At 70.4% G+C, this 26324-nt stretch carries 22 protein-coding genes, 1 pseudogene and 1 riboswitch; of the genes and pseudogenes, 9 read left to right on the plus strand and 14 right to left on the minus strand.

Features of this window, described 5'->3' with window-relative positions; all coding sequences use genetic code 11:
• Positions 1 to 293: 293 nt before the first annotated feature.
• From MTF65_RS29460 to MTF65_RS29485, 6 genes are all read right to left on the minus strand, one after another.
• Positions 294 to 1691: an aminotransferase class V-fold PLP-dependent enzyme gene (locus tag MTF65_RS29460; RefSeq protein ID WP_243632047.1), complete on the minus strand. Its 1398-nt coding sequence runs from the start codon at positions 1689 to 1691 to the stop codon at positions 294 to 296.
• A gap of 217 nt (positions 1692 to 1908) precedes the next feature.
• A riboswitch (SAM riboswitch) is annotated at positions 1909 to 2025 on the minus strand.
• A gap of 78 nt (positions 2026 to 2103) precedes the next feature.
• Positions 2104 to 3168 carry an anthranilate phosphoribosyltransferase gene (trpD, locus tag MTF65_RS29465; RefSeq protein ID WP_243632048.1) on the minus strand — a complete coding sequence of 355 codons (1065 nt, stop codon included), beginning with the start codon at positions 3166 to 3168 and terminating at the stop codon, positions 2104 to 2106.
• A gap of 178 nt (positions 3169 to 3346) precedes the next feature.
• On the minus strand, positions 3347 to 4975 hold the full coding sequence (locus MTF65_RS29470) for a cytochrome bc complex cytochrome b subunit (protein WP_243632049.1): 1629 nt from the start codon (positions 4973 to 4975) through the stop codon (positions 3347 to 3349).
• Complete coding sequence (locus tag MTF65_RS29475) at positions 4972 to 6030, minus strand: ubiquinol-cytochrome c reductase iron-sulfur subunit (protein WP_243632050.1); 1059 nt, start codon at positions 6028 to 6030, stop codon at positions 4972 to 4974. Before MTF65_RS29475 ends, MTF65_RS29470 begins: the two co-directional genes overlap by 4 nt.
• On the minus strand, positions 6027 to 6836 hold the full coding sequence (locus tag MTF65_RS29480) for a c-type cytochrome (protein WP_243632051.1): 810 nt from the start codon (positions 6834 to 6836) through the stop codon (positions 6027 to 6029). The genes MTF65_RS29475 and MTF65_RS29480 overlap by 4 nt, the downstream gene beginning before the upstream one ends.
• Before the next feature lie 76 nt (positions 6837 to 6912).
• Positions 6913 to 7533, minus strand: coding sequence for a heme-copper oxidase subunit III (locus tag MTF65_RS29485; protein WP_243632052.1), 621 nt, complete (start codon positions 7531 to 7533; stop codon positions 6913 to 6915).
• Between the two features lie 199 nt (positions 7534 to 7732).
• Here MTF65_RS29485 and MTF65_RS29490 point away from each other — a divergent pair, with 199 nt between their 5' ends.
• Positions 7733 to 8137, plus strand: a complete 405-nt coding sequence (locus MTF65_RS29490; RefSeq protein ID WP_243632053.1) for a hypothetical protein — start codon at positions 7733 to 7735, stop codon at positions 8135 to 8137.
• Positions 8138 to 8257: 120 nt separating this feature from the next.
• Here MTF65_RS29490 and MTF65_RS29495 read toward each other — a convergent pair whose 3' ends face one another.
• The 4 genes from MTF65_RS29495 to coxB form a co-directional block, all read right to left on the minus strand.
• Positions 8258 to 9505, minus strand: coding sequence for an Ig-like domain-containing protein (locus MTF65_RS29495; protein ID WP_243632054.1), 1248 nt, complete (start codon positions 9503 to 9505; stop codon positions 8258 to 8260).
• A gap of 139 nt (positions 9506 to 9644) precedes the next feature.
• Positions 9645 to 10043 carry a cytochrome c oxidase subunit 4 gene (locus MTF65_RS29500; RefSeq protein ID WP_243632055.1) on the minus strand — a complete coding sequence of 133 codons (399 nt, stop codon included), beginning with the start codon at positions 10041 to 10043 and terminating at the stop codon, positions 9645 to 9647.
• Positions 10040 to 11773 (minus strand): cytochrome c oxidase subunit I, encoded by a 1734-nt coding sequence (gene ctaD, locus MTF65_RS29505; protein ID WP_243632056.1) that lies wholly within the window; start codon positions 11771 to 11773, stop codon positions 10040 to 10042. Before ctaD ends, MTF65_RS29500 begins: the two co-directional genes overlap by 4 nt.
• Positions 11770 to 12741 carry a cytochrome c oxidase subunit II gene (gene coxB / locus MTF65_RS29510; RefSeq protein ID WP_243632057.1) on the minus strand — a complete coding sequence of 324 codons (972 nt, stop codon included), beginning with the start codon at positions 12739 to 12741 and terminating at the stop codon, positions 11770 to 11772. The genes ctaD and coxB overlap by 4 nt, the downstream gene beginning before the upstream one ends.
• A gap of 283 nt (positions 12742 to 13024) precedes the next feature.
• Between coxB and MTF65_RS29515 the strand changes: the two genes are divergently transcribed.
• Positions 13025 to 14422, plus strand: a complete 1398-nt coding sequence (locus MTF65_RS29515) for a cysteine desulfurase/sulfurtransferase TusA family protein (RefSeq protein ID WP_243632058.1) — start codon at positions 13025 to 13027, stop codon at positions 14420 to 14422.
• A gap of 211 nt (positions 14423 to 14633) precedes the next feature.
• Here the strand turns inward: MTF65_RS29515 and MTF65_RS29520 are convergent, their stop codons facing one another.
• On the minus strand, positions 14634 to 15608 hold the full coding sequence (locus tag MTF65_RS29520; RefSeq protein ID WP_243632059.1) for a carbohydrate kinase family protein: 975 nt from the start codon (positions 15606 to 15608) through the stop codon (positions 14634 to 14636).
• A gap of 132 nt (positions 15609 to 15740) precedes the next feature.
• Here MTF65_RS29520 and MTF65_RS29525 point away from each other — a divergent pair, with 132 nt between their 5' ends.
• The gene (locus MTF65_RS29525; RefSeq protein WP_243632060.1) at positions 15741 to 15965 is read left to right on the plus strand and encodes a hypothetical protein; all 225 of its coding nucleotides are present in this window, start codon (positions 15741 to 15743) and stop codon (positions 15963 to 15965) included.
• An 82-nt stretch (positions 15966 to 16047) separates the two neighbouring features.
• Complete coding sequence (locus tag MTF65_RS29530) at positions 16048 to 17496, plus strand: hypothetical protein (protein WP_243632061.1); 1449 nt, start codon at positions 16048 to 16050, stop codon at positions 17494 to 17496.
• Between the two features lie 142 nt (positions 17497 to 17638).
• On the opposite strand, the gene MTF65_RS29535 is transcribed toward MTF65_RS29530, so the two are convergent.
• Entirely contained in the window at positions 17639 to 18346 is a 708-nt protein-coding gene (locus MTF65_RS29535) for a bifunctional 2-polyprenyl-6-hydroxyphenol methylase/3-demethylubiquinol 3-O-methyltransferase UbiG (protein WP_243632062.1), read from the minus strand.
• A gap of 116 nt (positions 18347 to 18462) precedes the next feature.
• On the minus strand, positions 18463 to 19071 hold the full coding sequence (locus MTF65_RS29540; RefSeq protein WP_243632063.1) for a DUF3043 domain-containing protein: 609 nt from the start codon (positions 19069 to 19071) through the stop codon (positions 18463 to 18465).
• Between the two features lie 326 nt (positions 19072 to 19397).
• On the opposite strand from MTF65_RS29540, the gene MTF65_RS29545 reads away from it, so the two are divergent.
• Entirely contained in the window at positions 19398 to 20192 is a 795-nt protein-coding gene (locus MTF65_RS29545) for a PspA/IM30 family protein (RefSeq protein WP_243632064.1), read from the plus strand.
• A 13-nt stretch (positions 20193 to 20205) separates the two neighbouring features.
• The gene (gene pspAA, locus MTF65_RS29550) at positions 20206 to 20484 is read left to right on the plus strand and encodes a PspA-associated protein PspAA (protein WP_243632065.1); all 279 of its coding nucleotides are present in this window, start codon (positions 20206 to 20208) and stop codon (positions 20482 to 20484) included.
• Between the two features lie 100 nt (positions 20485 to 20584).
• Here pspAA and MTF65_RS29555 read toward each other — a convergent pair whose 3' ends face one another.
• The gene (locus MTF65_RS29555) at positions 20585 to 21370 is read right to left on the minus strand and encodes a hypothetical protein (RefSeq protein WP_243632066.1); all 786 of its coding nucleotides are present in this window, start codon (positions 21368 to 21370) and stop codon (positions 20585 to 20587) included.
• A gap of 70 nt (positions 21371 to 21440) precedes the next feature.
• On the opposite strand from MTF65_RS29555, the gene cobS reads away from it, so the two are divergent.
• The 3 genes and pseudogenes from cobS to MTF65_RS29570 all read left to right on the plus strand — a co-directional run.
• Entirely contained in the window at positions 21441 to 22262 is an 822-nt protein-coding gene (cobS, locus tag MTF65_RS29560) for an adenosylcobinamide-GDP ribazoletransferase (protein ID WP_243632067.1), read from the plus strand.
• 53 nt (positions 22263 to 22315) lie between these two features.
• The gene (locus tag MTF65_RS29565) at positions 22316 to 23020 is read left to right on the plus strand and encodes a response regulator transcription factor (protein ID WP_243632068.1); all 705 of its coding nucleotides are present in this window, start codon (positions 22316 to 22318) and stop codon (positions 23018 to 23020) included.
• 484 nt (positions 23021 to 23504) lie between these two features.
• A pseudogene (locus tag MTF65_RS29570) lies at positions 23505 to 26303 on the plus strand (efflux RND transporter permease subunit); the annotation flags it as partial.
• Between the last annotated feature and the right edge of the window lie 21 nt (positions 26304 to 26324).

Here is a 26324-nt window from a genome sequence, read left to right on the forward strand (position 1 = left end):
ATCCAGCCTCGCCGGCGTTTGAGGCGCGGGTCCGGGCGGAGCCCGGTGCCCGGCGGAGCCGGGGTTCGGGGGGGGGGCCCCCCCCCCCCCCCGCGCCCCAACCCCCCCCGCCGCGGGGGGGTGGGGCCGCCCACGTACCCCCGCCGGGCCCCCCCCCGGGGGGGTTGGGCGGGCGGGGCGCGGGGGGCCCCGGGTCCCCGGCGGCGCGGGGTTTCCTGGGGCTCCGCCCCAGACCCCGCGCCTCAAACGCCGGCGAGGCTGGATTGGCTGCCACCGTCATGATCCGCGGCCTGTCACACGGCGGGCACGCAGCGGCCCTCTTCCGTGCGGTACTGCCACTTCGCGCCGTCCGCGACGAGTTCCCTCACCGCGCGGACGAAGCGGTCCACGTGCTCGTCGGGGGTGCCGGCGCCGAAGCTGACGCGGATGGCGTTGAGGGACCTCTCCCCCGGCGCCGCCTCCGGCGCTCCGCATTCGCCCTGGGCCTGCGGCTCGCTGCCCAGCAGGGTGCGGACCAGCGGGTGGGCGCAGAACAGGCCGTCGCGCACGCCGATTCCGTACTCGGCCGACAGCGCGGCGGCGAAGTGGGAGCTGTTCCAGCCGTCCACGACGAAGGAGATGACGCCGACGCGCGGGGCGTCGTCCCCGAAGAGGGAGAGGACGCGGACCGCCGGGACCTCCGCCAGGCCCTCGCGGACCTTGGCGATGAGCAGGCGCTCCCGGGCGACGAGGTTCTCGAACCCGGCCTCGTTCAGCGCGCGGCAGGCGGAGGCGATGGAGTAGACGCCGATGACGTTCGGCGAACCCGCCTCGTGACGGGCGGCCGTGGTGTGCCACTCCACGTCCACGCCGCCGTCCTCGCGCCGCGCGACCTTGCGGGAGGCCCCGCCGCCGGCCAGGTACGGCTCGGCCTCCTGGAGCCAGTCCGCGCGGCCGGCGAGGACGCCCGACCCGAAGGGCGCGTAGAGCTTGTGGCCGGAGAAGGCGACCCAGTCCACGTCGAGGTCCCGGACCGAGACGGGGTGATGGGGGGCCAGCTGGGCGGCGTCCAGGACGATCCGCGCGCCGTGGGCGTGCGCGGCGGCGGCGAGTTCCTTCACCGGCCACAGCTCGCCGGTGACGTTGGAGGCACCGGTGACGCAGACCAGCGCCGGGCCGTACGGGTCGCGGTCGGCCAGCGCCCGCTCCAGGGTGGCGACGGCCTCGCCCGGGGTCCTCGGGGCGTTGAGGTACGTGACCCGCGCGTCCACCCACGGCAGCAGCGAGGCGTGGTGCTCGGTCTCGAAGACGAACACCTGGCAGTCGGCCGGCAGCACGGAGGCCAGCAGGTTCAGCGAGTCGGTGGTGGACCGGGTGAAGATCACCTGGTCGGCGGGGCGGCAGTCGAGGAACTCGGCGACCGTGACCCGGCTCTGCTCGAAGAGGTCCGTCGAGAGCTGGGAGAGGTAGCCCGCGCCGCGGTGCACGCTGCCGTAGTACGGGGCGTACGCGGCCACGTCGTCCCAGACCCGCTGGAGCGCGGGGGCGCTGGCCGCGTAGTCGAGGGCCGCGTAGGTGACCTCGCCCCCGGTGACCAGCGGGACGGTCACGTCCCGGCCGAGGACGGCGAGCGGCTCGACGGCGGCGGAAACGGAGACGGAGACGGAGGTGGCGGCGTTCACGGAGGTGGCGGCGTTCAGGGTTGCGGACATGGCGGTATCTCCCGGCAGGCAGGGCTGAATGGCTTCGGTTGCCCGTACGCGGGTACGCCTCGTCGGCCGTCCGGGGTACGGGGAAGTCCTCGGAACTGAAGGGGGGTACACGAAAGAGACCCGGATCCGAGGGATGAAGAAGGGGCGGAGTCGCCCTATCGCATTCGCTTGCTCACGGAAAACGCTCCTCGAGAGACCAGGACCCCTGGTGTCGAGGGATCCGCGCTTGCCGTAGGCCTTGCTGCCTACGACCTGGTCATCACCCGGGGCACCCCGCCACGGAAGGAGGGTTGCCGGACAGCAAGCCGGGGCCTACACGCTGTCACTCGTGACCTGTTCAGCATCCTGCCACAAGATCCCCCGATCGCAAGACCCCGGTCCGAATGGCGGACCGGGGCCTTGGCTCGAAACATCAGGCGTTGCTGGCCGTGACCCACCGCTCCAGCGCGGCCCGCGCCGCGCCCGAGTCGATGGACTCGGCCGCACGGGCGATCCCGGCGGCGATCTGCTCCTCCAACGACCCGGTCCCCGGGTCCAGCGCCACCAGCGCCGCCGCCGAGTTCAGCAGCACCGCGTCACGGACCGGGCCCGTCTCCCCCGCCAGCAGGCGCCGCGCGACGTCCGCGTTGTACGAGGGGTCCCCGCCGGCCAGGGCGGAGACCTCCACCAGGGGGATACCGACGTCGCGCGGGTCGAAGGACTGCTCCGCGACCCGGCCGTCGCGGACCCACCACACCCGGGAGGTGGCGGTGGTCGTCAGCTCGTCGAGGCCGTCGTCACCCCGGAAGACCAGCGCCGAGGAGCCCCGCTCGGCGAGCACGCCCGCGACGATCGGGGCCACCCGGGGGTCGGCCACACCGGTGGCCTGGGCCCGTACCCGCGCCGGGTTCGTCAGGGGGCCGAGGAAGTTGAAGGTGGTCCGGATCCCCAGCTCCTTGCGGGCCGCGGCCACGTGCCGCAACGCCGGGTGGAACTTCACCGCGAAGCAGAAGGTGATGCCGGCCTCCTCGACGACCTCCACCACCCGCGCCGGGGTCAGGTCCAGGTTGACGCCGAGCTTCTCCAGCACGTCCGAGGACCCGCTCGCGGAGGACGCGGCCCGGTTGCCGTGCTTGACCACCTTGGCGCCCGTACCGGCCACCACGATCGCCGACATCGTCGAGATGTTGACCGTCTTGGCCCCGTCGCCGCCCGTGCCGACGATGTCCACCGTCCGGCCCGGCACCTCGATCAGGTTGGCGTGGGCGTACATGGCACGCACCATGCCGGTGATCTCCGCGACCGTCTCCCCCTTGGCCCGCAGCGCGACCGCGAAGCCCGCGATCTGGGCGTCGGTGGCTTCCCCCCGCATGATCCGGTCCATCGCCCACGCCGTGTCGTCCGCGCCGAGGTCCTGTCCCGTCAGCAGGGCGTCGAGGAGGCCCGGCCAGCCGCGTGCCGCCACGCTGTCGCCGCCTGCCGGGGTCACAACGTTCATGGTCCGCTCCTGTGCTAGTGGGCCGCCCCCGTACTCGCTGCCCACGTCGAATGGGAAGGGCTTCAGCCTATCCAGCCCCGGGGACGGCGAAGAGCCCCGTCCAGACGCTGGACGGGGCTCTCACCGTGGCGACACCAGGACTGACCGGAATCAGTCCCTCATGCGGTCGTGCGGGGGATCAGTGGTGGCCGTGGCCGCTCTGGATCTCCGTGTACTCCTCAACCGTGGGCTTCGGAATCTGGCTGTCTTCCGCGTAGTAGCCCTTGCTGAGCTTGGCGCGCAGCTTCTCGGTGCGCGTCACCTTGCGCTCGACACCGTTCTCGTCGACCGTCGGGCCGATCTCGGCCGGCTTGTACTGCTCGTGCGAGGTGAGCGTGTGCAGCTGGCCCTGCGAGAGCGGCTCGTGGACCTCGACGAACTCACCGTGCGGCAGGCGCTTGATGATGCCGGTCTCGCGACCGTGCAGCACCTTGTCCCGGTCCCGGCGCTGGAGGCCGAGGCAGATCCGCTTGGTGATGACGAAGGCGATGACCGGACCGACGAAGAACGCGATGCGGGCGAACCAGGTGATCGCGTTGATCGACATGTGGAAGTACTGCGCGAACATGTCGTTTCCACCGGCGATCAGCAGAATGACGTACCACGTCAGCCAGGCCACACCGAAGCCCGTCCGGGTCGGGACGTTGCGCGGGCGGTCCAGGATGTGGTGCTCGCGCTTGTCGCCGGTGACCCAGGACTCGATGAACGGGTACACCGCGATCGCGGCCAGGACCAGCGGGAAGATCACCAGCGGGACGAACACGCCCAGGACGAGCGTGTGGCCCCAGAGGTTGATCTCCCAGCCGGGCATGGCACGGATCAGGCCTTCGGAGAAGCCCATGTACCAGTCGGGCTGCGCACCGGTGGACACGTGGTCCGGGCGGTACGGGCCGAGCGCCCAGATCGGGTTGATCGAGGCGATCGCCGAGATGGCCGCGATGACACCGAAGACCAGGAAGAAGAAGCCTCCGGCCTTGGCCATGTAGACCGGCAGCAGCGGCATGCCGACGACGTTGTTGTTCGTCTTGCCGGGGCCCGCGAACTGGGTGTGCTTGTGGTAGAAGACCAGGATCAGGTGGGCCACCAGCAGGCCCATCATGATGCCGGGCAGCAGCAGGATGTGGATCGAGTAGAACCGCGCGACGAAGTCGCCGCCCGGGAACTCTCCGCCGAAGAGGAAGAACGACAGGTACGTGCCGACGATCGGCACGGACAGGATCGCGCCCTCCATGAAGCGGACACCGGTGCCCGAGAGCAGGTCGTCCGGCAGCGAGTAACCGGTGAAACCGGTGAACATGCCGAGGACCAGCAGCAGGAAGCCGAAGATCCAGTTGATCTCGCGCGGCTTGCGGAACGCGCCGGTGAAGAAGACGCGCATCATGTGCACGAGCATGGCCGCGACGAAGATCAGCGCCGCCCAGTGGTGGATCTGCCGGATGAGCAGACCGCCGCGGACGTCGAAGCTGATGTCGAGGGTCGAGGCGAAGGCCTCGGACATCAGCACGCCCTGCATCGGGACGTACGAGCCGTGGTACACGACCTCGTTCATGCTCGGGTGGAAGAACAGCGTCAGGTACACACCCGTGAGGATGATGATGATGAAGCTGTAGAGGGCGATCTCACCCAGCATGAAGGACCAGTGGTCCGGGAAGATCTTGCGCATGTTCGACTTGGCGAGCGTGTAGATGCCCAGGCGGCCGTCCGCCCAGTCGGCTACGCGTTCGCCTGCCGGCGCCGCTTTGCGCTTGTTGTTGTCGGGGGTGCTCATCCGCGCTCCCAGAATGCAGGACCGACGGGCTCTTCGAAGTCGCCGAGCGCCTCGAGGAAGCCTTCGTCATTGACGCCGATCCGCAGCTGCGGAAGCGCGTGACCAGCGGGGCCGAAGATGACTCGGGCGCCGTCGGAGAGGTCGAAGGTGGACTGGTGGCACGGGCAGAGCACGTGGTGCGTCTGCTGCTCGTACAGGCTGATCGGGCAGCCGACGTGGGTGCAGATCTTGGAGTAGGCCACGATCCCGTCGTGGGACCACTCCAGCTCCTGCTTGTCCTTGATGTCCTCCGGCTGGATACGGACGATCATCAGGGCGGCCTTGGCGATCTGGATCTGGAAGTCGTGCTGGTCCTCCTCCAGGCCTTCCGGCATGGCGAAGGTCAGCGAACCGACCTGCACGTCCTCGGGACGCAGCGGCTCCATCGTGTTCTGGTTGATGAGCAGCTTGCCCCTCGCCCAGACGGTCTTGCGGAGCTTGAGCTCGGGCAGCGGGCCCAGGTCGCGCAGGATCACGACGGCGGACAGCGGCAGCAGGGCCAGCGCGCCGAGCATCGTGTTGCGGATGAGCGGGCGGCGGCCGATGCCGGACTCGTTCGCGCCGTCGGCGAAGTCCTGCATGACCTTCGCCTTGAGCTCCGGCGGCGCCGCGATCGCGTGGCGCTCGTCGGCGACCTCCACGTCGGACATCAGGGTGCGGGCCCAGTGGACCGCGCCCGCGCCGATGCAGAAGAGGGCGGTGCCCAGGGTCATGCCGAGGGCGAAGTTGAGCGCGCTCACCTTCCCGATGGGGAAGATGAAAACGATCTTGTCGACCGGGAAGGTCACGTAGGAGGCGATGAAGCCGATCGTGGCGAGCATCGACAGCGTGAACAGCATGGCCACGGTGCGCTCGGAGCGCTTCGCGGCCCGCTCGTCGATGTCCTGGATGCGCGGCTTGTGGACCGGCAGGCCGGGGTCGGCGAACGGGTCGACCGCCACCGCTACACCACCGTGGTGCGCGTCGCCCTGCTCACTCGGCAGGTGCTTCTCTTCGGGAATGTCTTGGCTACTCATGACTTCTTGGCCTTAGCGGTGTGGGCCGCGACCCAGACGGCGACAGCGATCAGCGCACCCAGACCGAAGATCCAGCCGAACAGACCCTCGGAGACGGGGCCGAGGCCACCGAGCTTCAGGCCACCGGGGCTGGTCGACTTCTCGCCGTTGACGTTCTGGATGTACGCGATGATGTCCTTCTTCTGCTTCTCCGGCATGGTGCTGTCCGGGAAGGAGGGCATGTTCTGCGGGCCGGTGAGCATGGCCTCGTAGACGTGCTTCGGCGAGACGCCCTCGAGGTTGGGGGCGTACTTGCCGTTCGTCAGCGCGCCGCCCTCGCCGGTGAAGTTGTGGCACTGCGCGCAGTTGTTGCGGAACAGCTCACCACCCTTGGCGATGTCGGCGCCCGCCGGGTCGTACTGCTTCTCGGACGGCACGCTCGGGCCGGCACCGAGGGACGCGATGTACGCGGCCAGCTGGTCCGTCTGCGCCTGGGTGTAGACGACGGGCTTCTTCGGCACCTGGACGCCGGGCTGCTGGGCGGGCATGCGGCCCGTGCTCACCTGGAAGTCGACGGCCGCAGCGCCGACGCCGACCAGGCTCGGGCCGTCAGAGGAACCCTGACCGCCGGTTCCGTGGCAGCTTGCGCAACCCACGGCGTAGAGCTTGGCACCCTCCTCGATGGCGAGGGACTGGGCGGTTTCTTCGGCCTGCGCCTTGCCTGCGGGCGCGAAGGCGGAGTACAGCCCCCCAGTGGCCGCCAGCGCGAGGAGTAGAACGACGACCGCCGCCAGCGGATGGCGTCGTCGTGCGGAGAGCTTTTTCACGGATTACCCCGGTGTCAGGATCTTCTGCGTCGGTGTGTCTGGATGGAGTGCCGGGCCCCGCCCGGCGACGTATTCGCTACTTGATCAGGTAGATCGTGGCGAAGAGGCCGATCCAGACGACGTCGACGAAGTGCCAGTAGTAGGACACGACGATGGCCGACGTGGCCTGTTCGTGGGTGAACCTCTTGGCCGCGTACGTCCGGCCGAGGACCAGCAGGAAGGCGATGAGACCGCCCGTCACGTGCAGACCGTGGAAGCCGGTGGTCAGGTAGAACACCGAGCCGTACGGACCGGACGAGAGGCTCAGGCCCTCGTGCTTGACCAGCTCGGTGTACTCGAACACCTGGCCGCCAATGAAGATCGCACCCATGACGAACGTGATGATGAACCACGTCCGGAGCTTCTTCACGTCACCGCGCTCGGCGGCGAAGACGCCGAGCTGGCAGGTGAGCGAGGAGAGCACCAGGATCGTCGTGTTCGTCGCCGAGAAGGGCAGATTCAGGAATGAAGCCTGTTCTGTCCAGTACTCGGTGCCTGTCACGGATCGCAGGGTGAAGTACATCGCGAAGAGGGCCGCGAAGAACATCAGCTCGGAACTCAACCAGATGATGGTTCCGACGCTGACGAGGTTCGGCCGGTTGACCGTCGGGTGCGCGTGCCCGGTATCTACTGTCGTTGCTGTCGCCACGACCGACATTATGTCGGTCGCTTATCCCGCCCTCACCCCGGGGGGTGCCGTTCGGAGTGTCCAAGGGGTGTGCAAGGCCCGAACGGCCCATCAGACGGCCCCTGTGCGATGTCTCGCGGGACATGGACGAACCGATGTTGACACCGGGTCGGACGGAGTAGCATCCCGCGCAACATCAACGTGACTCACGTGACATGTGGAGGACGAAATGCGGGCGACTGCGCGGGTTCTGGTCTACAGCGACGACGCGGGTACCCGGGAGCAGGTGCGGCTGGCGGCCGGGCGCAGGCCGGCCGCGGACCTGCCGCCCGTGGAATTCGTGGAGTGCGCGACGCTTCCGGCGGTCCTGAGCGAATTGGACGCGGGCGGTGTCGATGTCTGCGTGTTGGACGGCGAGGCGGTTCCGGCCGGGGGCATGGGCGTGTGCCGGCAGATCAAGGACGAGATCTTCCGGTGTCCGCCGGTGCTGCTGCTCATGGGCCGCCCGCAGGACGCCTGGCTGGCCACGTGGAGCCGCGCGGACGCCGCGGTGACCCTTCCGGTGGACCCGGTGGAGTTCGCGGCGGCCCTGGCGGGCCTGTTGCGGGCGCGGCTGTCCTCCAACGCGGCCTGAGGCGGGTATTGCGGGTATTCCGGTGCACGGGGCCCGAAAGGGCCTCCGTGCACCGGTGACGGCCGTACGGGCGCCCGGACACCGCCCGGCGCCCCGAGGGCCCCGGGAGGCCCGGGGCGCTCAGACCTGCGGACGCAGTCGTGCCTGGTCGATCGGGCTGCGGCCCTCCTGGGTGCCCTTGAGCAGGGCGCTGCCCTGGCGCCAGTCCTTCCAGTCCAGGTTCCAGTCGCCGTAGCCGTTGCCGAAGTTGTCCATGTCCTCGCCGATGCTGTTGACCACCTTGACGATGTCGCCCTCGGTGATGTTCTCGTAGAACCAGGCGGCGTTGCCGGTGCTCATGCCGGTGCAGCCGTGGCTGACGTTCTCGTAGCCCTGGGAGCCCACGGACCACGGCGCGGCGTGCACGAATTCACCGCTCCATGTCACCTGGGTGGCGTAGTACACCGGCAGGTCGTAGTTCTCGCTGCCCCCGATGCCGACGGTGTCGCCGCGCATCCGGACGAAGTACTGCTTGCCGAGGACCACCTTGACCCCGTTGCGGGTGGAGAAGCCGGGCTTGCCGGTGGTCACCGGAATGGTGTTGATCACTTCTCCGTTGCGCTTGAACTCCATGTAGTGCCCGGAGGCGTCGGTGGTGGCCTCGACGCGGTCGCCGATCTCCAGCTTGACCGGCTTGGCCGCGGCGCCGTAGAGCGCGTTGGTGATCCTGATGCCCTCCAGGTTGCTCCGTACGGAGACAGTCGAGTGGGCGGGCCAGTACTCCTTGGGGCGGAAGTGGACCGTCTTGTCGTCGACCCAGTACCAGCTGCCCACGACTCCGGGCGGGGCGTCGACGATGAGCCCCCGTTCGACGATGGCGCGGGCGGCCTTGTCCTTGACCGGCTCGCTGAGTGTGGCCGTGAGCGGCTGTCCGACCCCGTACTTGCCCTCCTTCGGTCCCAATTCGACCTTGAGGACTCCTTTGGCCGGGGTCGTTTCGAACGTCAGTGTGCGCTGCCCCGGGGCGCCTCGCTGGTCCTCCGTGTTCACCGTGACGGTGTAGCGGGTACCCGCCGCCATCGGGACGGTGCTGTGCCAGCGGTCCCCGGCGGCGGACAACTCGCCCGCCAGGCGGCGTTCGTGGGTGTCCACCACGGTGACGTCGGTGATCCGGCCGTCGCCGCCCTTGGCGGTGATCTCCAGGGGCCGCTTGTGGTCCACGGGGCGGCTGCCGGCGGCCTGGTTGAAGGCGACTTGATCGCCCGCGTCGTACGGGCGGGCGGACAGCGGGTTGTCTCCGGACGACCCGCATGCGGTGGCGCCGGCCCCGAGGGACGCGACCAGCAGGGAGCAGCTGAGTACCGTCCAAAGACGCGGTGAGTGCTTCATGGAGCCAACGCTATGAAGGTATGACCATTACTGCGCGCGGGGTGACTGCAAACGAGGGGCCCGGATACCTCTGTTCGAGGTATCCGGGCCCCAAGTGCGCCACGCGGCGAACGCGCGATGGCTCAGCCACTAGGTGTGGCTACTGGTTCTGGTTCTCACCGCGGTAGTACTCGTACACCCAGCCCCACAGGCCGATCAGGATGACGGGGAGCGAGAAGTACATGAGCCACCATCCGAAGATGACGCCCATGAAGGCGAACGCGCCACCGATGGCCAGCGAGAGCGGCTGCCAGCTGTGCGGGGAGAAGAACCCCAGCTCGCCCGCCTCGTCGGCGACGTCGGCCTCCAGGTTGTCCTGGGCCATCTCGTCCACGCGCTTGGCCGTGAAGGCCAGGTAGTAGCCGATCATGACGCTCAGGCCGAAGGCCAGGAAGAGCGCGGTGGTGCCTACGGGCTCCTTCGACCACACGCCGTACACGACGGCGATGATCAGAATGAAGAAGGAGAGCCAGAGGAACAGCTTGCCCTGGATCTTCACTTGCCGGCCTCCTTGCCACCGGTGACGGCCATGGTGCCGGCGCCGTGGTCCTCAAGATGGTCGAGGGCCGCGATCTCCGGGTGGTGCAGGTCGAACGCCGGGGATTCGGAACGGATCCGCGGCAGGGTGAGGAAGTTGTGCCGCGGCGGCGGGCAGGACGTCGCCCACTCCAGCGAACGGCCGTAGCCCCACGGGTCGTCGACCTCGATCTTCTTGCCGTACTTCGCCGTCTTCCAGACGTTGTACATGAACGGCAGCATCGACAGGCCCAGCAGGAACGAGCTGATCGTCGAGATGGTGTTCAGCAGGGTGAAGCCGTCGGCGGCGAGGTAGTCCGCGTAACGACGCGGCATGCCCTCGGCACCCAGCCAGTGCTGCACCAGGAACGTGCCGTGGAAGCCCACGAACAGCGTCCAGAAGGTGATCTTGCCGAGGCGTTCGTCCAGCATCTTGCCCGTGAACTTCGGCCACCAGAAGTGGAAGCCGGAGAACATCGCGAATACCACGGTGCCGAAGATGACGTAGTGGAAGTGCGCGACGACGAAGTACGAGTCGGAGACGTGGAAGTCCATCGGGGGCGAGGCCAGGATGACGCCGGTCAGACCACCGAAGGTGAAGGTGATCAGGAAGCCGACGGCCCAGAGCATCGGGGTCTCGAAGGACAGCGAGCCCTTCCACATGGTGCCGATCCAGTTGAAGAACTTCACACCGGTCGGTACCGCGATCAGGAAGGTCATGAAGGAGAAGAACGGCAGCAGCACACCGCCGGTGACGTACATGTGGTGGGCCCACACGGTCACGGAAAGGCCGGCGATCGCGATCGTCGCACCGATCAGACCGATGTAACCGAACATCGGCTTGCGGGAGAAGACCGGGATCACTTCGGAAATGATTCCGAAGAACGGCAGCGCGATGATGTACACCTCTGGGTGTCCGAAGAACCAGAAGAGGTGCTGCCACAGCAGTGCGCCGCCGTTGGACGCGTCGAACACGTGCGCACCGAACTTGCGGTCGGCCTCCAGCGCGAAGAGCGCGGCGGCCAGCACCGGGAAGGCGAGCAGGACCAGAACACCGGTCAGCAGCACGTTCCAGGTGAAGATCGGCATGCGGAACATCGTCATGCCGGGGGCGCGCATGCAGATGATCGTGGTGATGAAGTTGACCGAGCCGAGGATCGTGCCGAAGCCGGAGAAGGCCAGACCCATGATCCACATGTCGCTGCCGATGCCCGGCGAGTGGACCGCGTCGGTCAGCGGCGAGTAGGCGAACCAGCCGAAGTCGGCCGCGCCGTTCGGCGTGAGGAAGCCGGCCACCGCGATCAGCGAGCCGAAGAGGTACAGCCAGTACGCGAACATGTTCAGCCGCGGGAACGCCACGTCGGGCGCGCCGATCTGCAGCGGCATGATCCAGTTCGCGAATCCGGCGAACAGCGGCGTCGCGAACATCAGCAGCATGATCGTGCCGTGCATCGTGAATGCCTGGTTGAACTGCTCGTTCGACATGATCTGCGTGCCCGGACGGGCCAGCTCGGCGCGCATGAAGAGCGCCATGATCCCGCCGATCATGAAGAACACGAACGAGGTGAGCAGGTACATCGTGCCGATGGTCTTGTGGTCGGTGGTGGTGAGCCACTTCACGACGACATTGCCCGGCTGCTTGCGCCGTACCGGCAGCTCGTTCTCGTACGAGTCAGCTGCGGCGGCACCCTGAGATTCGTTGAGGATGCTCACAGTTTGTTCGTCTCCGCGTTCCGGGCCGGGTCAGTCTGCTTGATGCCGGCCGGGAGGAAGCCGGTCTGCCCCTTCTCGGCCAGTTCCTTGAGGTGAGCCCGGTACTTCTCCGGCGAGACGACCTTCACGTTGAAGAGCATCCGGGAGTGGTCGACGCCGCAGAGCTCGGCGCACTTGCCCATGAAGGTGCCTTCTTGGGACGGGATGACCTCGAAGACGTTGGTGTGGCCCGGGATGACGTCCTGCTTGAACAGGAAGGGGACCACCCAGAAGGAGTGGATGACGTCGTTCGACGACAGGATGAAGCGGACCTTCTCGCCCTTGGGCAGGTAGAGGGTCGGCCCCGGGTTGCCGGTCTGCGGGTTGCGATCGCCGGGGACGCCCTTCGTGTAGACGCCTTCGGCGCCCGCGGGGAAGTCCTTGGTGAAGCGGTCCGGGATGTTGGCGAGCTCCTTGGGAACCTCGCCGGCCTTCGGGCTCGCCGCGTCGCCATCGACGTTCTCGACGTAGTTGAAGCCCCAGCTCCACTGGTAGCCGACCACGTTGATCGTGTGCGCCGGCTTGGAGAGTTCGAGCAGCTTCGACTCGTCACGCGCGGTGAAGTAGAAGAGCACCGAGACGATGATGAGCGGGACCACGGTGTACAGCGCCTCGATGGGCATGTTGTACCGGGTCTGCGGGGGGACCTGCACCTTCGTCCGGCTGCGCCGGTGGAAGATGACGCTCCAGATGATCAGGCCCCATACCAGGAAGCCCGTGATGAGCGCGGCCGCCCAGGATCCCTGCCACAGGGAGAGGATGCGCGGCGCCTCCTCGGTTACCGGAGTCGGCATTCCGAGGCGGGGAAAGTCTTGCCATGTATACGAGCAACCAGTGGCGGTCGCCAGGACCACGCCCGCAGTCAGCGCCTGCAGCAGCTTCCGCCGCATCGGGCGCCGCGGCGAGCGGTCGGAGCCGTAGGGACTCACGTAGCGCCTTCCCGAGAGTCTCGGCCCGCGCGGCCGGCCGCGGCCGTATTCGGGTCGGTCGCCGGCCCTGACGCAGGCAGGGGTTTGGATGTTTATGCGGACCAAACCCTACTGGACGCTATTTGGGGTCGCGCGGGGAGGGTGCCCAACGCGCCGCTACTGCCCCCGAAGGGATGGATCCGCCGTACGGGGGACGGTCCATCCGGCCCTGAATGGCCGACTCCGGACGGCTTCTGACGGCCCCTGACCTCGGATGGTACGGGCCTGCGGCTAGCGTGGCCGAATGCCGTACTTCGACACCGCGTCCGCCGCCCCGTTGCACCCCGTGGCCCGGCAGGCGCTGCAGGCCGCCCTGGACGAGGGCTGGGCGGACCCGGCCCGGCTCTACCGGGAGGGGCGCCGGGCCAGGCTGCTGCTGGACGCCGCGCGGGAGGCGGCGGCCGAGGCGGTGGGCTGTCGCCCGGACGAGCTCGTGTTCACTCCTTCGGGGACGCACGCGGTTCACTCGGGCATCGCGGGAGCGCTCGCCGGGCGCCGGCGCATCGGCGGACATCTGGTCGTATCGGCGGTTGAACACAGTTCCGTACTGCACGCGGCGCAGACCCACGCGGCGGCCGGGGGTTCGGTCACCGAGGTCCCGGTGGCCCGTACGGGGGCGGTCGAGCCCGACGCGTACGCGGCCGCGCTGACCCCGGGCACGGCGCTGGCGTGCCTCCAGTCCGCCAACCACGAGGTGGGCACGGTCCAGCCGGTGGCCGAGGTGGCCGAGGCCTGCGGGGCGGCCGGGGTGCCCCTGCTGGTCGACGCGGCGCAGTCGCTGGGCTGGGGGCCGGTGGAGGCGGCCTGGTCGGTTCTGGTGGGCAGCGCGCACAAATGGGGCGGCCCGCCCGGGGTAGGCCTGCTGGCGGTGCGCAAGGGCGTCCGCTTCTCACCCCAAGGCCCCGCGGACGAACGGGAGTCGGGCCGCTCCCCCGGCTTCGGGAACCTCCCGGCGATCGTCGCGGCGGCCGCCTCGCTGCGGGCCGTACGGGCCGAGGCGGACGCGGAGGCGGCCCGCCTGCGGGTGCTGGTGGACCGGATCCGTCGGCGGGTGGCCCGGCTGGTGCCGGATGTGGAGGTGGTCGGCGACGCGGAGCGGCGGCTGCCGCACCTGGTCACCTTCTCCTGCCTGTACGTGGACGGGGAGACCCTGCTGCACGAGTTGGACCGGGCGGGGTACTCGGTGTCTTCGGGCTCGTCCTGTACGAGTTCCACCCTGACCCCGAGTCATGTGCTGCGGGCGATGGGTGTCCTGTCGGAGGGAAACGTCCGGGTCTCGCTCCCGGCCGGGACCACGGCCGAGGAGGTCAACGGGTTCCTGGAGGTGCTGCCGGGGGTGGTGGCGCGGGTGCGGGCCGAACTGGGCGTGGCGGAGCCGGCCGCGGTGGTGCCGGGGGCGGGGGCGGAGACGGAGTCGGAGGCCCTGGAGATCGACGCCCTCGGGCTGCGGTGCCCGCAGCCGGTGATCGAGCTGGCGCGGGTCATCGACCGGGTGCCGGTGGGCGGGACCGTGACCGTCGTGTCGGACGACGAGGTCGCCCGGCTGGACATCCCGGCGTGGTGCGTGATGCGGGGCCACGCGTACCTGGGCGAGGCCGCGCGCCCGGCGGGCGTGGCGTACACGGTCCGCCGACTGCTCTGATCCTCCGGCCGGGCGCCGGGCCCGCCCGGACCGCCCGGGCCCCAGCCGGACCCCGCCCGGCGGTGACCGGGCGGGGTCGGGGTGGCGACCCGAGGCGGCCGCCACGCGGGGCGGCCGCCACGCGGGGTGGGCTCTCGCGGGGCGGCCGCCATGCGAGGTGGCCGCTATGCGAGGCGGCCGCCATGCGGGGTGGGCTCTCGCGGGGTGGGCGCTATGCGAGGTGGGCGCGGACGTCGGCGGCCGCGGACTCGCCGTACGCCTTCGTGAAGCGCTCCATGAAGTGCGCCCGGGCCAGGGTGTACTCCTGGGTGCCCAGGGTCTCGATGACCAGCGTCGCGAGCATGCAGCCCAGCTGCGCCGCCCGCTCCAGGCCGACGCCCCAGCCGAGGCCCGTGAGGAACCCGGCGCGGAACGCGTCGCCGACGCCCGTCGGGTCCACCTTCGCGGTCTCCTCGGGGCAGCCCACGGTGATCGGCTCCTCGCCGATCCGCTCGATCCGGACTCCGCGCGAGCCCAGGGTCGTGACCCGAGTGCCGACCTTGGCCAGGATCTCCTCGTCGCTCCAGCCGGACTTCGACTCGATGAGCCCCTTCTCGTACTCGTTCGAGAAGAGGTACGTCGCGCCCTCCATCAGGGTGCGGATGTTCTCGCCGTCCATCCGGGCGATCTGCTGCGAGAAGTCGGCGGCGAAGGGGATCCCCCGGGACCGGCACTCCTCGGTGTGGCGGAGCATCGCCTCGGGGTCGTCGGCGCCGATCAGGACGAGGTCCAGCCCGCCCACCCGGTCGGCGACGGACTTCAGCTCGATCAGCCGGGCCTCGCTCATCGCGCCCGTGTAGAAGGAGCCGATCTGGTTGTGGTCGGCGTCCGTGGTGCACACGAAGCGCGCGGTGTGCAGTACCTCGGAGATCCGGACGGACTTGGTGTCGACACCGTGCCGGTCCAGCCAGGCCCGGTACTCGTCGAAGTCGGAGCCGGCGGCGCCGACGAGGACCGGGCGGATGCCGAGCTGCCCCATTCCGAAGCAGATGTTCGGGCCCACACCGCCCCTGCGGACGTCGAGGTTGTCGACAAGGAAGGAGAGGGAGACCGTGTGCAGCTGGTCCGCGACCAGCTGGTCGGCGAAACGGCCGGGGAAGGTCATGAGGTGGTCGGTGGCGATGGAGCCGGTGACTGCGATACGCACGGCGTGGACGCTCCTGCGAAAGGCGGCATGCTGACAGTCAAAACTACCTGCTTACAGCATGGAATCCGACCGGATGAAACTACCCCGTAGTAGCTCTTTCTTCGTGCCCGGCCCGGTGCCTACGGTGCCTCCATGACCTACACGGATGATTTCGGGTATGCCGAGCACGCCGAGTACGCCTCCGACGGGCGGTCCGATTTCGCGCGACTGCTGGGGGATTGCGCCCGGATGGCCCCGCACTGGGCGGTCCCGGCCGGGCCCCGGCCGGACCGGGTCGCGCCCTCGCAGATCCACGGGATCAGTGTCCCGCCCGCCTCGGCCCGGCTGATCGCCGCCACGGCCGAGTACGGCGTGTAAACGGGGAACCGGTTGCGCGTCTGTTCCGTCACACCCGCATCAAGCACGACGCGACCAGCGGGACGGGCGAAGGAGCGATGCGGTGACCAGCGAACAACCCGACACATCACGGGGCACACGACGGCGGCCGGCCTGGGCCATCGGCTCGATCGCCGCCGCCGTCCTGCTCGCGGGCGGCGGCACGGCGTACTGGGCGTCCACGGCCTACGGCGACGGCGCGGGCGGCGGCCGTACGGGGGAAAGCGCGGCCTCCGCGCCCCGCGTCGCGCCGAGCCCCTCGGCCCCGGGCATCGCCCCCGGCGAGCCCGACCCGTCCGGCGGCGCCGTGGTGTACCGGGCGGAGGCCAAGCTCCCGGAGGCCCCGGCCACCGCGCCCGCCTTCGCCGCGTCCGGCGAGGTCACCTCGGCGGAGGTGGCCCGGCTCGCGGCGGCACTCGGCATCGCGGGCGCCCCCCGGCTGTCCGGCGAGACCTGGCTGGCCGGGGAGGGCGCCGACGGCTCCGGACCCCGGCTGACGGTGAGCCTCAAGGCCCCCGGCACCTGGAACTTCAACCGCTTCCAGCCGGGCAACGGCGCCGGGGACGACTGCGTGCGCGGCAAGGACACCTGCGGCCCGGCCACGCTCCCCCAGGACGCGGGCGGCAACGCCGCCCAGGGCAAGCCGGTGAGCGAGGAGGCCGCGAAGGCCGCCGCGGCCCCGGTGCTCGCGGCCGCGGGCCAGGACGGGGCCAAGCTGGACGCCCGCCTCACCCAGGACTCTGCCCGGGTCGTCACGGCGGACCCGGTGGTCGGCGGGCTGCCCACCCAGGGCTGGTCCACCCGGATCACCGTGGGCACGGGCTCGCAGGTGGTGGCGGGCAGCGGCGAGCTGAAGGCCCCCGTCCGCGCCGGCGAGCAGAAGGTGGTCGGGGCGGTCGAGGCGCTGGCCCGGCTGAACGAGAAGGCGAAGGGCTCCGACGGATCCGGCCCCGGCCCCAGCGGCTGCGCGACCTCGGTCCCGCTGGAGCCGGACACCCCGGTGGGGCCGACGGACACGCTGCCGTGCAACCCGGACCCCCGGCCCATGAAGCCGCCGCGGACCGAGACCGTAACCGGGGCCGTGCTCGGGCTCGCGCCCGGGACGGTGGACGGCTCCCGGGGTCTGGTGCCGGCCTGGCTGTTCGAGGTGGCCGGCAAGGGCGGCGCCCCGGGCCACACGGTGGTCCAGCCGGCGGCGGCCGACGGCAATGGCGGCCCGGCGCCCTCGGACCCGGCGCCCTCGGAGGGACGTACCGTGCCCGGATTCTCGTACAGGGAGGCCGACCGGAAGCTGACCGTGAACTTCTGGGGCGGCGTGTGCAGCACCTACGCCCTGGAGGCGCGGGAGCAGCCCGAATCGGTCTTGGTCAAGATCATCGACACCCCGACCAAGCCGGGCCAGGCCTGCATCATGCTCGCGCAGGAGATGACCGTCACGACGACGCTCCAGCAGCCGCTGGGCGACCGCAAGGTCATCGACGCGACCTCGGGCAAGCCGCTCCCCCACCAGTAGGTCAGGGTCGGTAGGTCCCCGTCCATCCAGAGATCCGGGAACGCGAGAGGGCCGGGCCACCAGACGGTGGCCCGGCCCTCTCGGCACTCGGGCTCTCGTGGTTCCTTGGGGATCCGTGGCGATCGTGTGGTGATCAGAGACGCTAGCCGCGGACTCCGCACAAGTGCAGCAGCGCCGCCACCCCGCGGTACGGATCGGTGCGGCCGGCGCGTTCCTCGGCGGCCAGCAGGAGCTCCAGCTCGTCCTCCGGCGGGAGATCCTCCCCGGCCTCGGTGCCGTCGGTGAAGATCCGCACTCCGTACCAGGCCTGCAGCGGCGCCCCGATTCCGGACAGCGTGGCGGTCAGCCCGGCCAGCCGGTCGGCCCGTACGTCCAGGCCCAGCCGGTTCGTGTAGTCGACGGTGTCGAAGGCGGCCAGCGCGCCCGACCAGTCGCCGTCCAGCCCGGGCCGCATGGCGAGCGCGTCGCCGTTGCGCACCAGCAGGGACAGCAGCCCGCCCGGCGCCAGCATCCGGGCCAGCCCGGCGAGCATCGCGTCCGGCTCGGGTACGTACATCAGCACCCCGTGGCACAGCACCACGTCGAAGCTGCCCGGCAGGAAGTGCGCGCCCGTCTCGCGGCCGTCGCCCTCCAGCAGGACGACCCGGTCCCGGATCCCGGCCGGTTCGCCGGCCAGGGCCTCACGGGCGACTTCCAGCATGCCCGGATCCATCTCCAGGCCGGTGACCTTGTGCCCGGCGCGCGCGAGGCGCAGCGCCTGGGTGCCCTGGCCCATGCCGACGTCGAGGACCCGCAGCCGCTGGCCCACGGGGAAGCGGTGCGCGATCTGCTCGTCCACCTGTCGGCCCACGAGTTCCTGACGGACGGCGTTGCGCAGTCCGCCCAGGCCCTCCAGCCACAGCCTCGCGCCCCCCGAGGCCCAGCCATGCGTGACGCTGCCCCCCGACGCTCCGGGCGTCCCTCGGCTCAGGGCCGTTCCCCGCGCTTGACCTGCGGCTTGGGCAGGCGCAGTCGGCGCATCTGGAGGGTGCGCATCAGGCCGTACGCGACCGCGCCGCGGCGCGGCTCGTCGGCGAAGCGCTGGCTCAGCGCCTTGCGGAGCCGGATCACCAGGCCGATGGAGTCGACGATGATCAGCGCGATCACGCCGAGCCACAGCATCAGCGCGATGTTCTGGATCGACGGCACCCGCACCATGCTCAGCACCAGGATGATCACCGCCAGCGGCAGGAACATCTCGGCGACCGAGAAGCGGGAGTCCACGTAGTCGCGGACGAACTTGCGCACCGGGCCCTTGTCGCGGGTCGGCAGATAGCGCTCGTCGCCGCTGGCCAGCGCCTCGCGCTGCTTGGCCATCTCTACGCGACGGCGCTCGCGGGCTCGCTTGGCATCCTCCTTGCGGTTGCCGGTCGAGGCCACGACGGCCTTGCGCTGCGACTGGGCCACAGCGCGCTTCGGCGTAGGTCGGCCCTTGGGGGCCTGCGGGTCACGGGGCTGCGAGAGGTCGGCGCTCACCTTGTCGGTGGCGGCGGCCTTCTCTTCCTTGGAGGAGCGGCTACCAAACACAAAACCCAAGCCTACGTGGTCGCGGGCACGGCCCCCACCCCGGCGGGGAACGATCCGGCAACGGCGGGCGTCTTCCTCCTGTGAGGACCGTGTGGAGGGCCGAGAGGTCCTCGCGCACGGTTTCTCGCGCACGGCCGGCCCTCTCCCGCTCCCGCTCCTGCCCGAGCGGGTCGGGGGGCCACCTACTCCTTACGCCTGACAAGGCGGAGGAGCAGTCGTCCTGGAGGAGGAGCGCATCCGCACTCGAACAGTGCGGTAATGGAAGCAGGGCCCGTACTGTGGGTCCTGTCGGTGACCTGGAGCACAGTCCGTCTAGAAGGGGGCGCGCGAAGCCCATGAGCGGTGTCATGAAGCGTATGGGGATGATCTTCCGCGCGAAGGCGAACAAGGCCCTGGACCGGGCCGAGGACCCGCGCGAGACCCTCGACTACTCGTACCAGAAGCAGCTGGAGCTGCTTCAGAAGGTGCGCCGCGGCGTCGCCGATGTGGCGACCTCCCGCAAGCGTCTGGAGCTGCAGCTGAACCAGCTCCAGAGCCAGTCCGCCAAGCTGGAGGACCAGGGCCGCAAGGCGCTCGCCCTCGGCCGCGAGGACCTGGCCCGCGAGGCCCTGTCCCGGCGCGCCTCCCTCCAGCAGCAGGTCAGCGACCTGGAGGTGCAGCACCAGACCCTGCAGGGCGAGGAGGAGAAGCTGACCCTCGCCTCCCAGCGCCTCCAGGCCAAGGTGGACGCCTTCCGCACGAAGAAGGAGACCATCAAGGCCACGTACACCGCGGCCCAGGCGCAGACCCGGATCGCGGAGTCCTTCTCCGGTATCTCGGAGGAGATGAGCGACGTCGGCCTGGCCATCCAGCGGGCCGAGGACAAGACCGCCCAGCTGCAGGCCCGTGCCGGCGCGATCGACGAGCTGCTGGCCTCCGGCGCGCTCGACGACCAGAGCGGCCTGGGCTCCAAGGACGACATCCAGGCCGAACTGGACCGCCTCTCCGGCGGTACGGACGTGGAACTGGAGCTCCAGCGGATGAAGGCCGAGCTGGCGGGCGGCCCGTCCGCCCAGCAGCAGGCCATCGAGGGCGGCGCCCCGGGCACCGCCCAGCCGTCCCAGACCCAGCACCGGTTCGACAAGCAGTAGGACGGGGCCCGTCATGATTGTCCGCATCATGGGGGAAGGTCAGGTGAAGGTGGCCGAGAGCCACTTCGCCGAGCTGGACACGCTGGACGACGAGCTCCTGAAGGAGATGGAGTCCGGCGACGAGGAGGGCTTCCGGCGGACGCTGGGCGCGCTGCTCGACGCGGTACGACGGCTGGGCGAGCCGCTCCCGGACGAGGCGCTGGAGCCGTCCGAACTGATCCTGCCCGGACCGGACGCGAGCCTCGACGAGGTCCGGGAGATGCTCAGCGACGACGGGCTGATCCCCGGCTGACAGGCCGAGTTCGGGAACCGGAACCAAGGCGGAACGACGCGCGACGACGCGAGACGACGCGACGGGCCCACCCCTTCCCGGGGGTGGGCCCGTCGCGCTGTCACGGCCCTGGCCCCGGCCCTGGCCCCGGCCTGTCCGCGATGGGCCGCTCCGGATCGGGGGTGCCGCCGATGAAGTTCTCGAACTTGCGGCGCGGCGCCGCCCAGCGCCGGTCGTGGTGGAAGGCGCGCAGCCTGGCCTTGGCCCGGGCCCGGGGGCGCTTCGCGTAGAACCTCTTCGCGTACGGGGAACCGGGCCGGGCCAGCCGGACCGCGCCGACCAGCGCCACGAGGGGGATGACCGTGCCGAAGAACGCGGTACGGGCCTTGCCCTTCCACAGGGCGATCAGGGCCAGGAAGAAGTTGGTGGCGGTGTTCATGACGACGAGCCCCCGGCTCTGCCGTTCCTCGGCGGTCAGTTGGTCGACGCCGAACGGCAGGAACCCGCCCAGGACCAGGGCCACCAGGGCGGCGGTCAGCACCACGACCTCCACGCTCTTGCGGCCCTGCTCGCTCCAGTAGACGTCGTCGAGGTGCAGGATCAGCGCGAACTCGTCCAGGACCAGGCCCGCGCCCAGCCCGAAGAGCACGGCGGAGATGACGGCGCCGAAGCCGTGCCGGCCGCTGCCGATGGCGCCGAAGCCACCGATGATCACGAGGACCACCCCCGGCACCGCGTGGTGGATGTGGAGGCCGCCCGGGGTGACGTTCTTGAAGGGGCCCCTCCCGGCCCGGATCAGCCGGGTGATCAAGCGAGTGACCAGGAACGACAGTACGAACGAGAGCAGGGCGAGGAGGAGCGGCAGCTTCCCCGGCTCGACGATGTTCCGGTACCACCAGTGACCCATGACACCCCTCCCCCTTTTGGGACGTAATGGGTAATTTACCGTCCGGAGTCAACAGGTAGCGTTCTCGCCGATGAGAGATTCGTTCGATGACACGCCGCCGGCCCCGCCCTCGGAACGCGCCTCCTTCGGCGACGGCCTGCGCTTCGCGTTCGGCACCCTCACCGTGCTGCCGGCCCGCATCACCCGCTGGGACCGCCCGGCCGCCCGTACCGGCATGGCCTGCGCCCCGCTCGCCGGACTGGTGGTGGGGCTGCTGGCCGCCGTACCCGGAGTGCTCCTCCTGCTGCTCGGCGGCGGTCCGCTGCTCGCGGCGGCGGTGACGGTGGCCGTACCCGCCGCGCTCACCCGGGGCCTGCACCTGGACGGCCTGGCCGACACGGCCGACGGGCTGGGCAGCGCGAAGCCCGCCGAAGAGGCACTGCGGATCATGAAGCAGTCCGACATCGGCCCCTTCGGGGTGGTGGCGCTGCTGCTCATGCTGTTCATCCAGGTCGCGGCCCTGTCCGAGGCGTATGCCGACGGCTGGGTCCGCGGGGCGCTCGCCGCTGTCCTGGCGGCGGTCACCGCGCGGCTCGCGATGACCCTGGCCTCCCGCGAGGGCGTCCCGGCGGCCCGCCCGGAGGGCCTGGGCGCGACGGTCGCGGGCGTGGTCCCGCGCCGGGCGGCCGTCGCCGTCGCCGCGCTCACGCTGCTGGCCGCCACGGCCGCCGCCCTCCCGCTGGGGCTGCCGGCGGCCGCCCGGCACGCGGTGGCCGTCGCCGCCGCCCTGCTGGCGGCCCACCTCCTGCTGCGCCGCTGCGTCCGCCGCTTCGACGGGGTCACCGGCGACGTCTTCGGCGCCCTGTCCGAGGTAGCGGCGACCACGACCCTGGTGATCATGGCCCTCGGATAGTGCCCAGGTAGTGCCCGGGAAGCCGCCGGGTGACGGCGGGTAGGGTCAGGGCCGTGGAAGAGACGCCGACGCCGATCAGAGTCCTGCTCGCCGATGACCAGGCCCTACTGCGCAGCGCCTTCAAGGTGCTCGTCGACTCCGAAGCCGACATGGAGGTCGTCGGGGAGGCCTCCGACGGGGCGCAGGCTTACGCCCTCGCCCGCGAACGGCGCCCCGACGTCGTCCTCATGGACATCCGGATGCCGGGCACCGACGGGCTCGCCGCCACCCGGATGATCAGCGCCGACCCCGAGCTCGCCGCCGTGCGCGTGGTGATGCTGACGACCTTCGAGGTGGACGAGTACGTGGTCCAGGCCCTGCGCGCCGGGGCCTCCGGCTTCCTCGGCAAGGGCGCCGAGCCCGACGAGCTGCTCAACGCGATCCGCGTCGCCGCCGCGGGCGAGGCCCTGCTCTCCCCGGCCGCCACCAAGGGGCTGATCGCGACCTTCCTGGCCCAGGCCAGCCGCGAGGCCGTCGACGCCGGGACCGGAGCCGCGCATTCCGAACGGCTCGCCGCGCTGACCGGCCGGGAGCGCGAGGTCCTCGTCCACGTGGCCGCCGGACTCTCCAACGACGGCATCGCCGGCCGACTGGAGGTCAGCCCGCTGACCGTCAAGACCCACGTGAACCGGGCCATGGCCAAACTCGGCGCCCGCGACCGTGCCCAATTGGTGGTCATCGCGTACGAATCGGGACTCGTCCGCCCCCGGGCCGAGTAGCGGCACGTTCCCGCAGTGCGGTCGCGTAATACAGACGCGGTATGCCGCGCGCATAGGAACGGGGTCTGCGAGCGATGCAGTGGCGTCCCGGCTCGGGACAGGGTGGGAGAGCCCTCGCGTACGTGCTCAAGAGAGATCCCACACCCATCCAGGCTGTCCCGCTTCAGCGTCTCTGATCAGCTGAGTGATGCTTTGCCAGACGTCACGCCTGGCGGCCGATCGTCTTCGCACCCTGGTTTCGGCGGGCCGCCTGGGCGGCCCGTCCGGTCCGTGTGAGTGCGTCCCTCCGGACGCTTACCGACCGGCCCGTGAAGGTCCGCCGGGGAGGGTGCGCGACGTCGCCTGGGCGCCGCGCGTGTAACCCCAACCGTACGGGCCTGTTGGCGTGCCGACGACCAGATCCACGGGAAGGCGCACCATCGGGGGACAGCTCACCGATTCCACTGCCCACGCGTAGCACTCCTGGTAATGCGGTCTTAGCGGCCAGGCCGTCAACCGGGCCCGGGTCCGGCTCCCCGCCGACGTGGACCCGCAGGTGGTGGCCGGTTCCACCGACGACATCCCGACCGTGATCCTCGCCGTCACCTCCGACAAGGACCAGCAGGCGCTCGCCGACCAGCTGGAGAGCTCCGTCGTCCCCGTCCTGGAGGACATCGAGGGCGTCGGCCAGGTCACCGTGGACGGCGTACAGGACCTCCAGGTCACCGTCACCCCCGACGACGCCGAGCTCGCGGCCGCCGGGCTCGACGGCGCCTCGCTGGCCCAGGGCATCCAGGCCGGCGGCGCCACCGTCCCCGCCGGCTCCTTCGACGAGGACGGCAAGAACCGGACCGTCCGCGTCGGCGGCGGCTTCACCTCCCTCGCCCAGCTGGAGGACCTCCGGCTGAACCCCGGACCCGGCAAGCCGGCCGTCCGCCTCGGCGACGTCGCCACCGTGAAGCAGGAGACGGCCAAGGCCGTCTCGATCACCCGTACCAACGGCAAGCCCAGCCTCGCCCTCGTCCTCACCATGGACAAGGACGGCAGCGCCGTCGCCATCTCCGACGCGGTCAAGGACAAGCTCCCCGAGCTGCGCTCCACGCTGGGCGGGGGCGCCGAGCTGTCCGTCGTCAGCGACCAGGGCCCGGCCGTGGCCAAGTCCATCTCCAGCCTCACCACCGAAGGCATGCTCGGCCTGCTCTTCGCGGTGATCGTGATCCTGGTCTTCCTGGCCTCGCTGCGCTCGACGCTGGTCACTGCGGTCTCCATCCCGCTGTCTGTCGTCCTCGCGCTGATCGTGCTGTGGACCCGCGACCTGTCGCTCAACATGCTGACCCTGGGCGCGCTCACCATCGCCATCGGCCGCGTCGTCGACGACTCGATCGTGGTCCTGGAGAACATCAAGCGCCACCTCGGCTACGGCGAGGAGCGCGAGGCCGCGATCATCACCGCGGTCAAGGAGGTCGCCGGCGCGGTCACCTCCTCCACGCTCACCACCGTCGCCGTCTTCCTGCCGATCGGCCTCGTCGGCGGCATGATCGGCGAGCTCTTCGGCTCCTTCTCGCTCACCGTCACCGCGGCCCTGCTGGCCTCGCTGCTCGTCTCGCTGACGGTCGTACCGGTGCTGTCGTACTGGTTCCTGCGCGCGCCGAAGGGAGTCACTCCCGGAGACGCCGAGAGCGCCGCCGAGGCGCGGCGCGAAGCCGAGGAGAAGGAGGCGCGCAGCCGCCTCCAGCGGTTCTACGTGCGGGTGCTGCGCTTCGCGACCCGACGCCGCCTGACCAGTGTGGCGATCGCGGTCGTCGTCCTCTTCGGCACCTTCGGGATGACCCCGCTGCTGAAGACGAACTTCTTCGACCAGGGCGAGCAGGAGGTCCTGACGGTCAAGCAGGAGCTGGCCCCCGGCACCTCGCTGGCCGCCAGCGACGAGGCGAGCCGCAAGATCGAGAAGGTGCTGGCCTCGGTCAAGGGAGTCAAGGACTACCAGGTCACCGTCGGCTCCTCCGGCTTCCTCGCGGCCTTCGGCGGCGGTACGGGCTCCAACCAGGCCTCGTACCAGGTCACCCTGGAGGACTCCGGCACGGCGGACCGCGTCAAGAAGGAGATCGACGGCAAGCTCGCCGCACTCGACGGCATCGGCGAGACCCGCATCGTGGCCGGCGACGGCTTCGGCAGCCAGAACCTCAGCGTGGTCGTCAAGGCCGGCGACGGCGAGGTCCTGGCCAAGGCCGCCGAGCAGGTCCGCGCGGAGGTGGCCAAGCTCAAGGACGTCACCGACGTGCAGAGCGACCTGTCCCAGTCGGTGCCCCGGATCTCGGTGACCGCCACCCCCAAGGCCGCCGAGGCGGGCCTGAACCAGGCCGCGCTCGGTGCGATCGTCGCGCAGGCCGTACGGGGCAACCCGGCGGGCAAGGCGGTACTGGAGGACACCGAGCGGGACATCCTGATCAAGTCCGCGCGGCCGGCCACCACCCTGGCCGAGCTCCAGGCGCTCCCCGTCGGCCAGGCCAGGCTCGGCGACATCGCCGAGGTGAAGGTGGTACCCGGCCCGGTCGCGATGACCCGGATCGACGGCGCCCGCGCCGCCACCGTCACGGCGCGGCCGGCCGGCGACAACACCGGCGCGGTCAGCGCCACGCTCCAGACGAAGCTCAAGGCGCTGGACCTGCCCGAGGGGGCCACGGCCTCCATCGGCGGTGTCTCCCAGGACCAGGACGAGGCCTTCGGCTCGCTTTTCCTGGCCATGTTCGCGGCCATCGCGATCGTGTTCATGCTGCTGGTCGCGACGTTCCGCTCGCTGATCCAGCCGCTGATCCTGCTGGTCTCGATCCCCTTCGCGGCCACCGGCGCGCTCGGCCTGCTCATCGTCACCGGCACCCCGATGGGCGTCCCGGCCATGATCGGCATGCTGATGCTCATCGGCATCGTGGTGACCAACGCGATCGTCCTGATCGACCTGGTCAACCAGTACCGCGCCCAGGGCCTCGGAGTCGTCGAGGCGGTCATCGAGGGCGGCCGGCACCGGCTCCGCCCGATCCTGATGACGGCCCTGGCGACGATCTTCGCGCTGCTCCCGATGGCGCTGGGCGTCACCGGCGAGGGCGGCTTCATCTCGCAGCCGCTCGCGGTGGTGGTGATCGGCGGCCTCATCAGCTCGACCCTGCTGACGCTCCTCCTGGTGCCGACCCTCTACACAATGGTCGAACTCCGCAAGGAGCGCCGCCGCGCGAAGCGCTCGGCGCGCCGCGTGGCCCAGCTGAAGGTGGTCCCCCCGGCCCCGGAGGAGACACCGGCCGGCGTCTGACCAGGCCGAACGCCGAAGGGC

Origin of the sequence: Streptomyces sp. APSN-46.1, assembly GCF_022815725.1 — a bacterium.
In the GTDB taxonomy this organism is placed as follows: Bacteria; Actinomycetota; Actinomycetes; order Streptomycetales; family Streptomycetaceae; genus Streptomyces.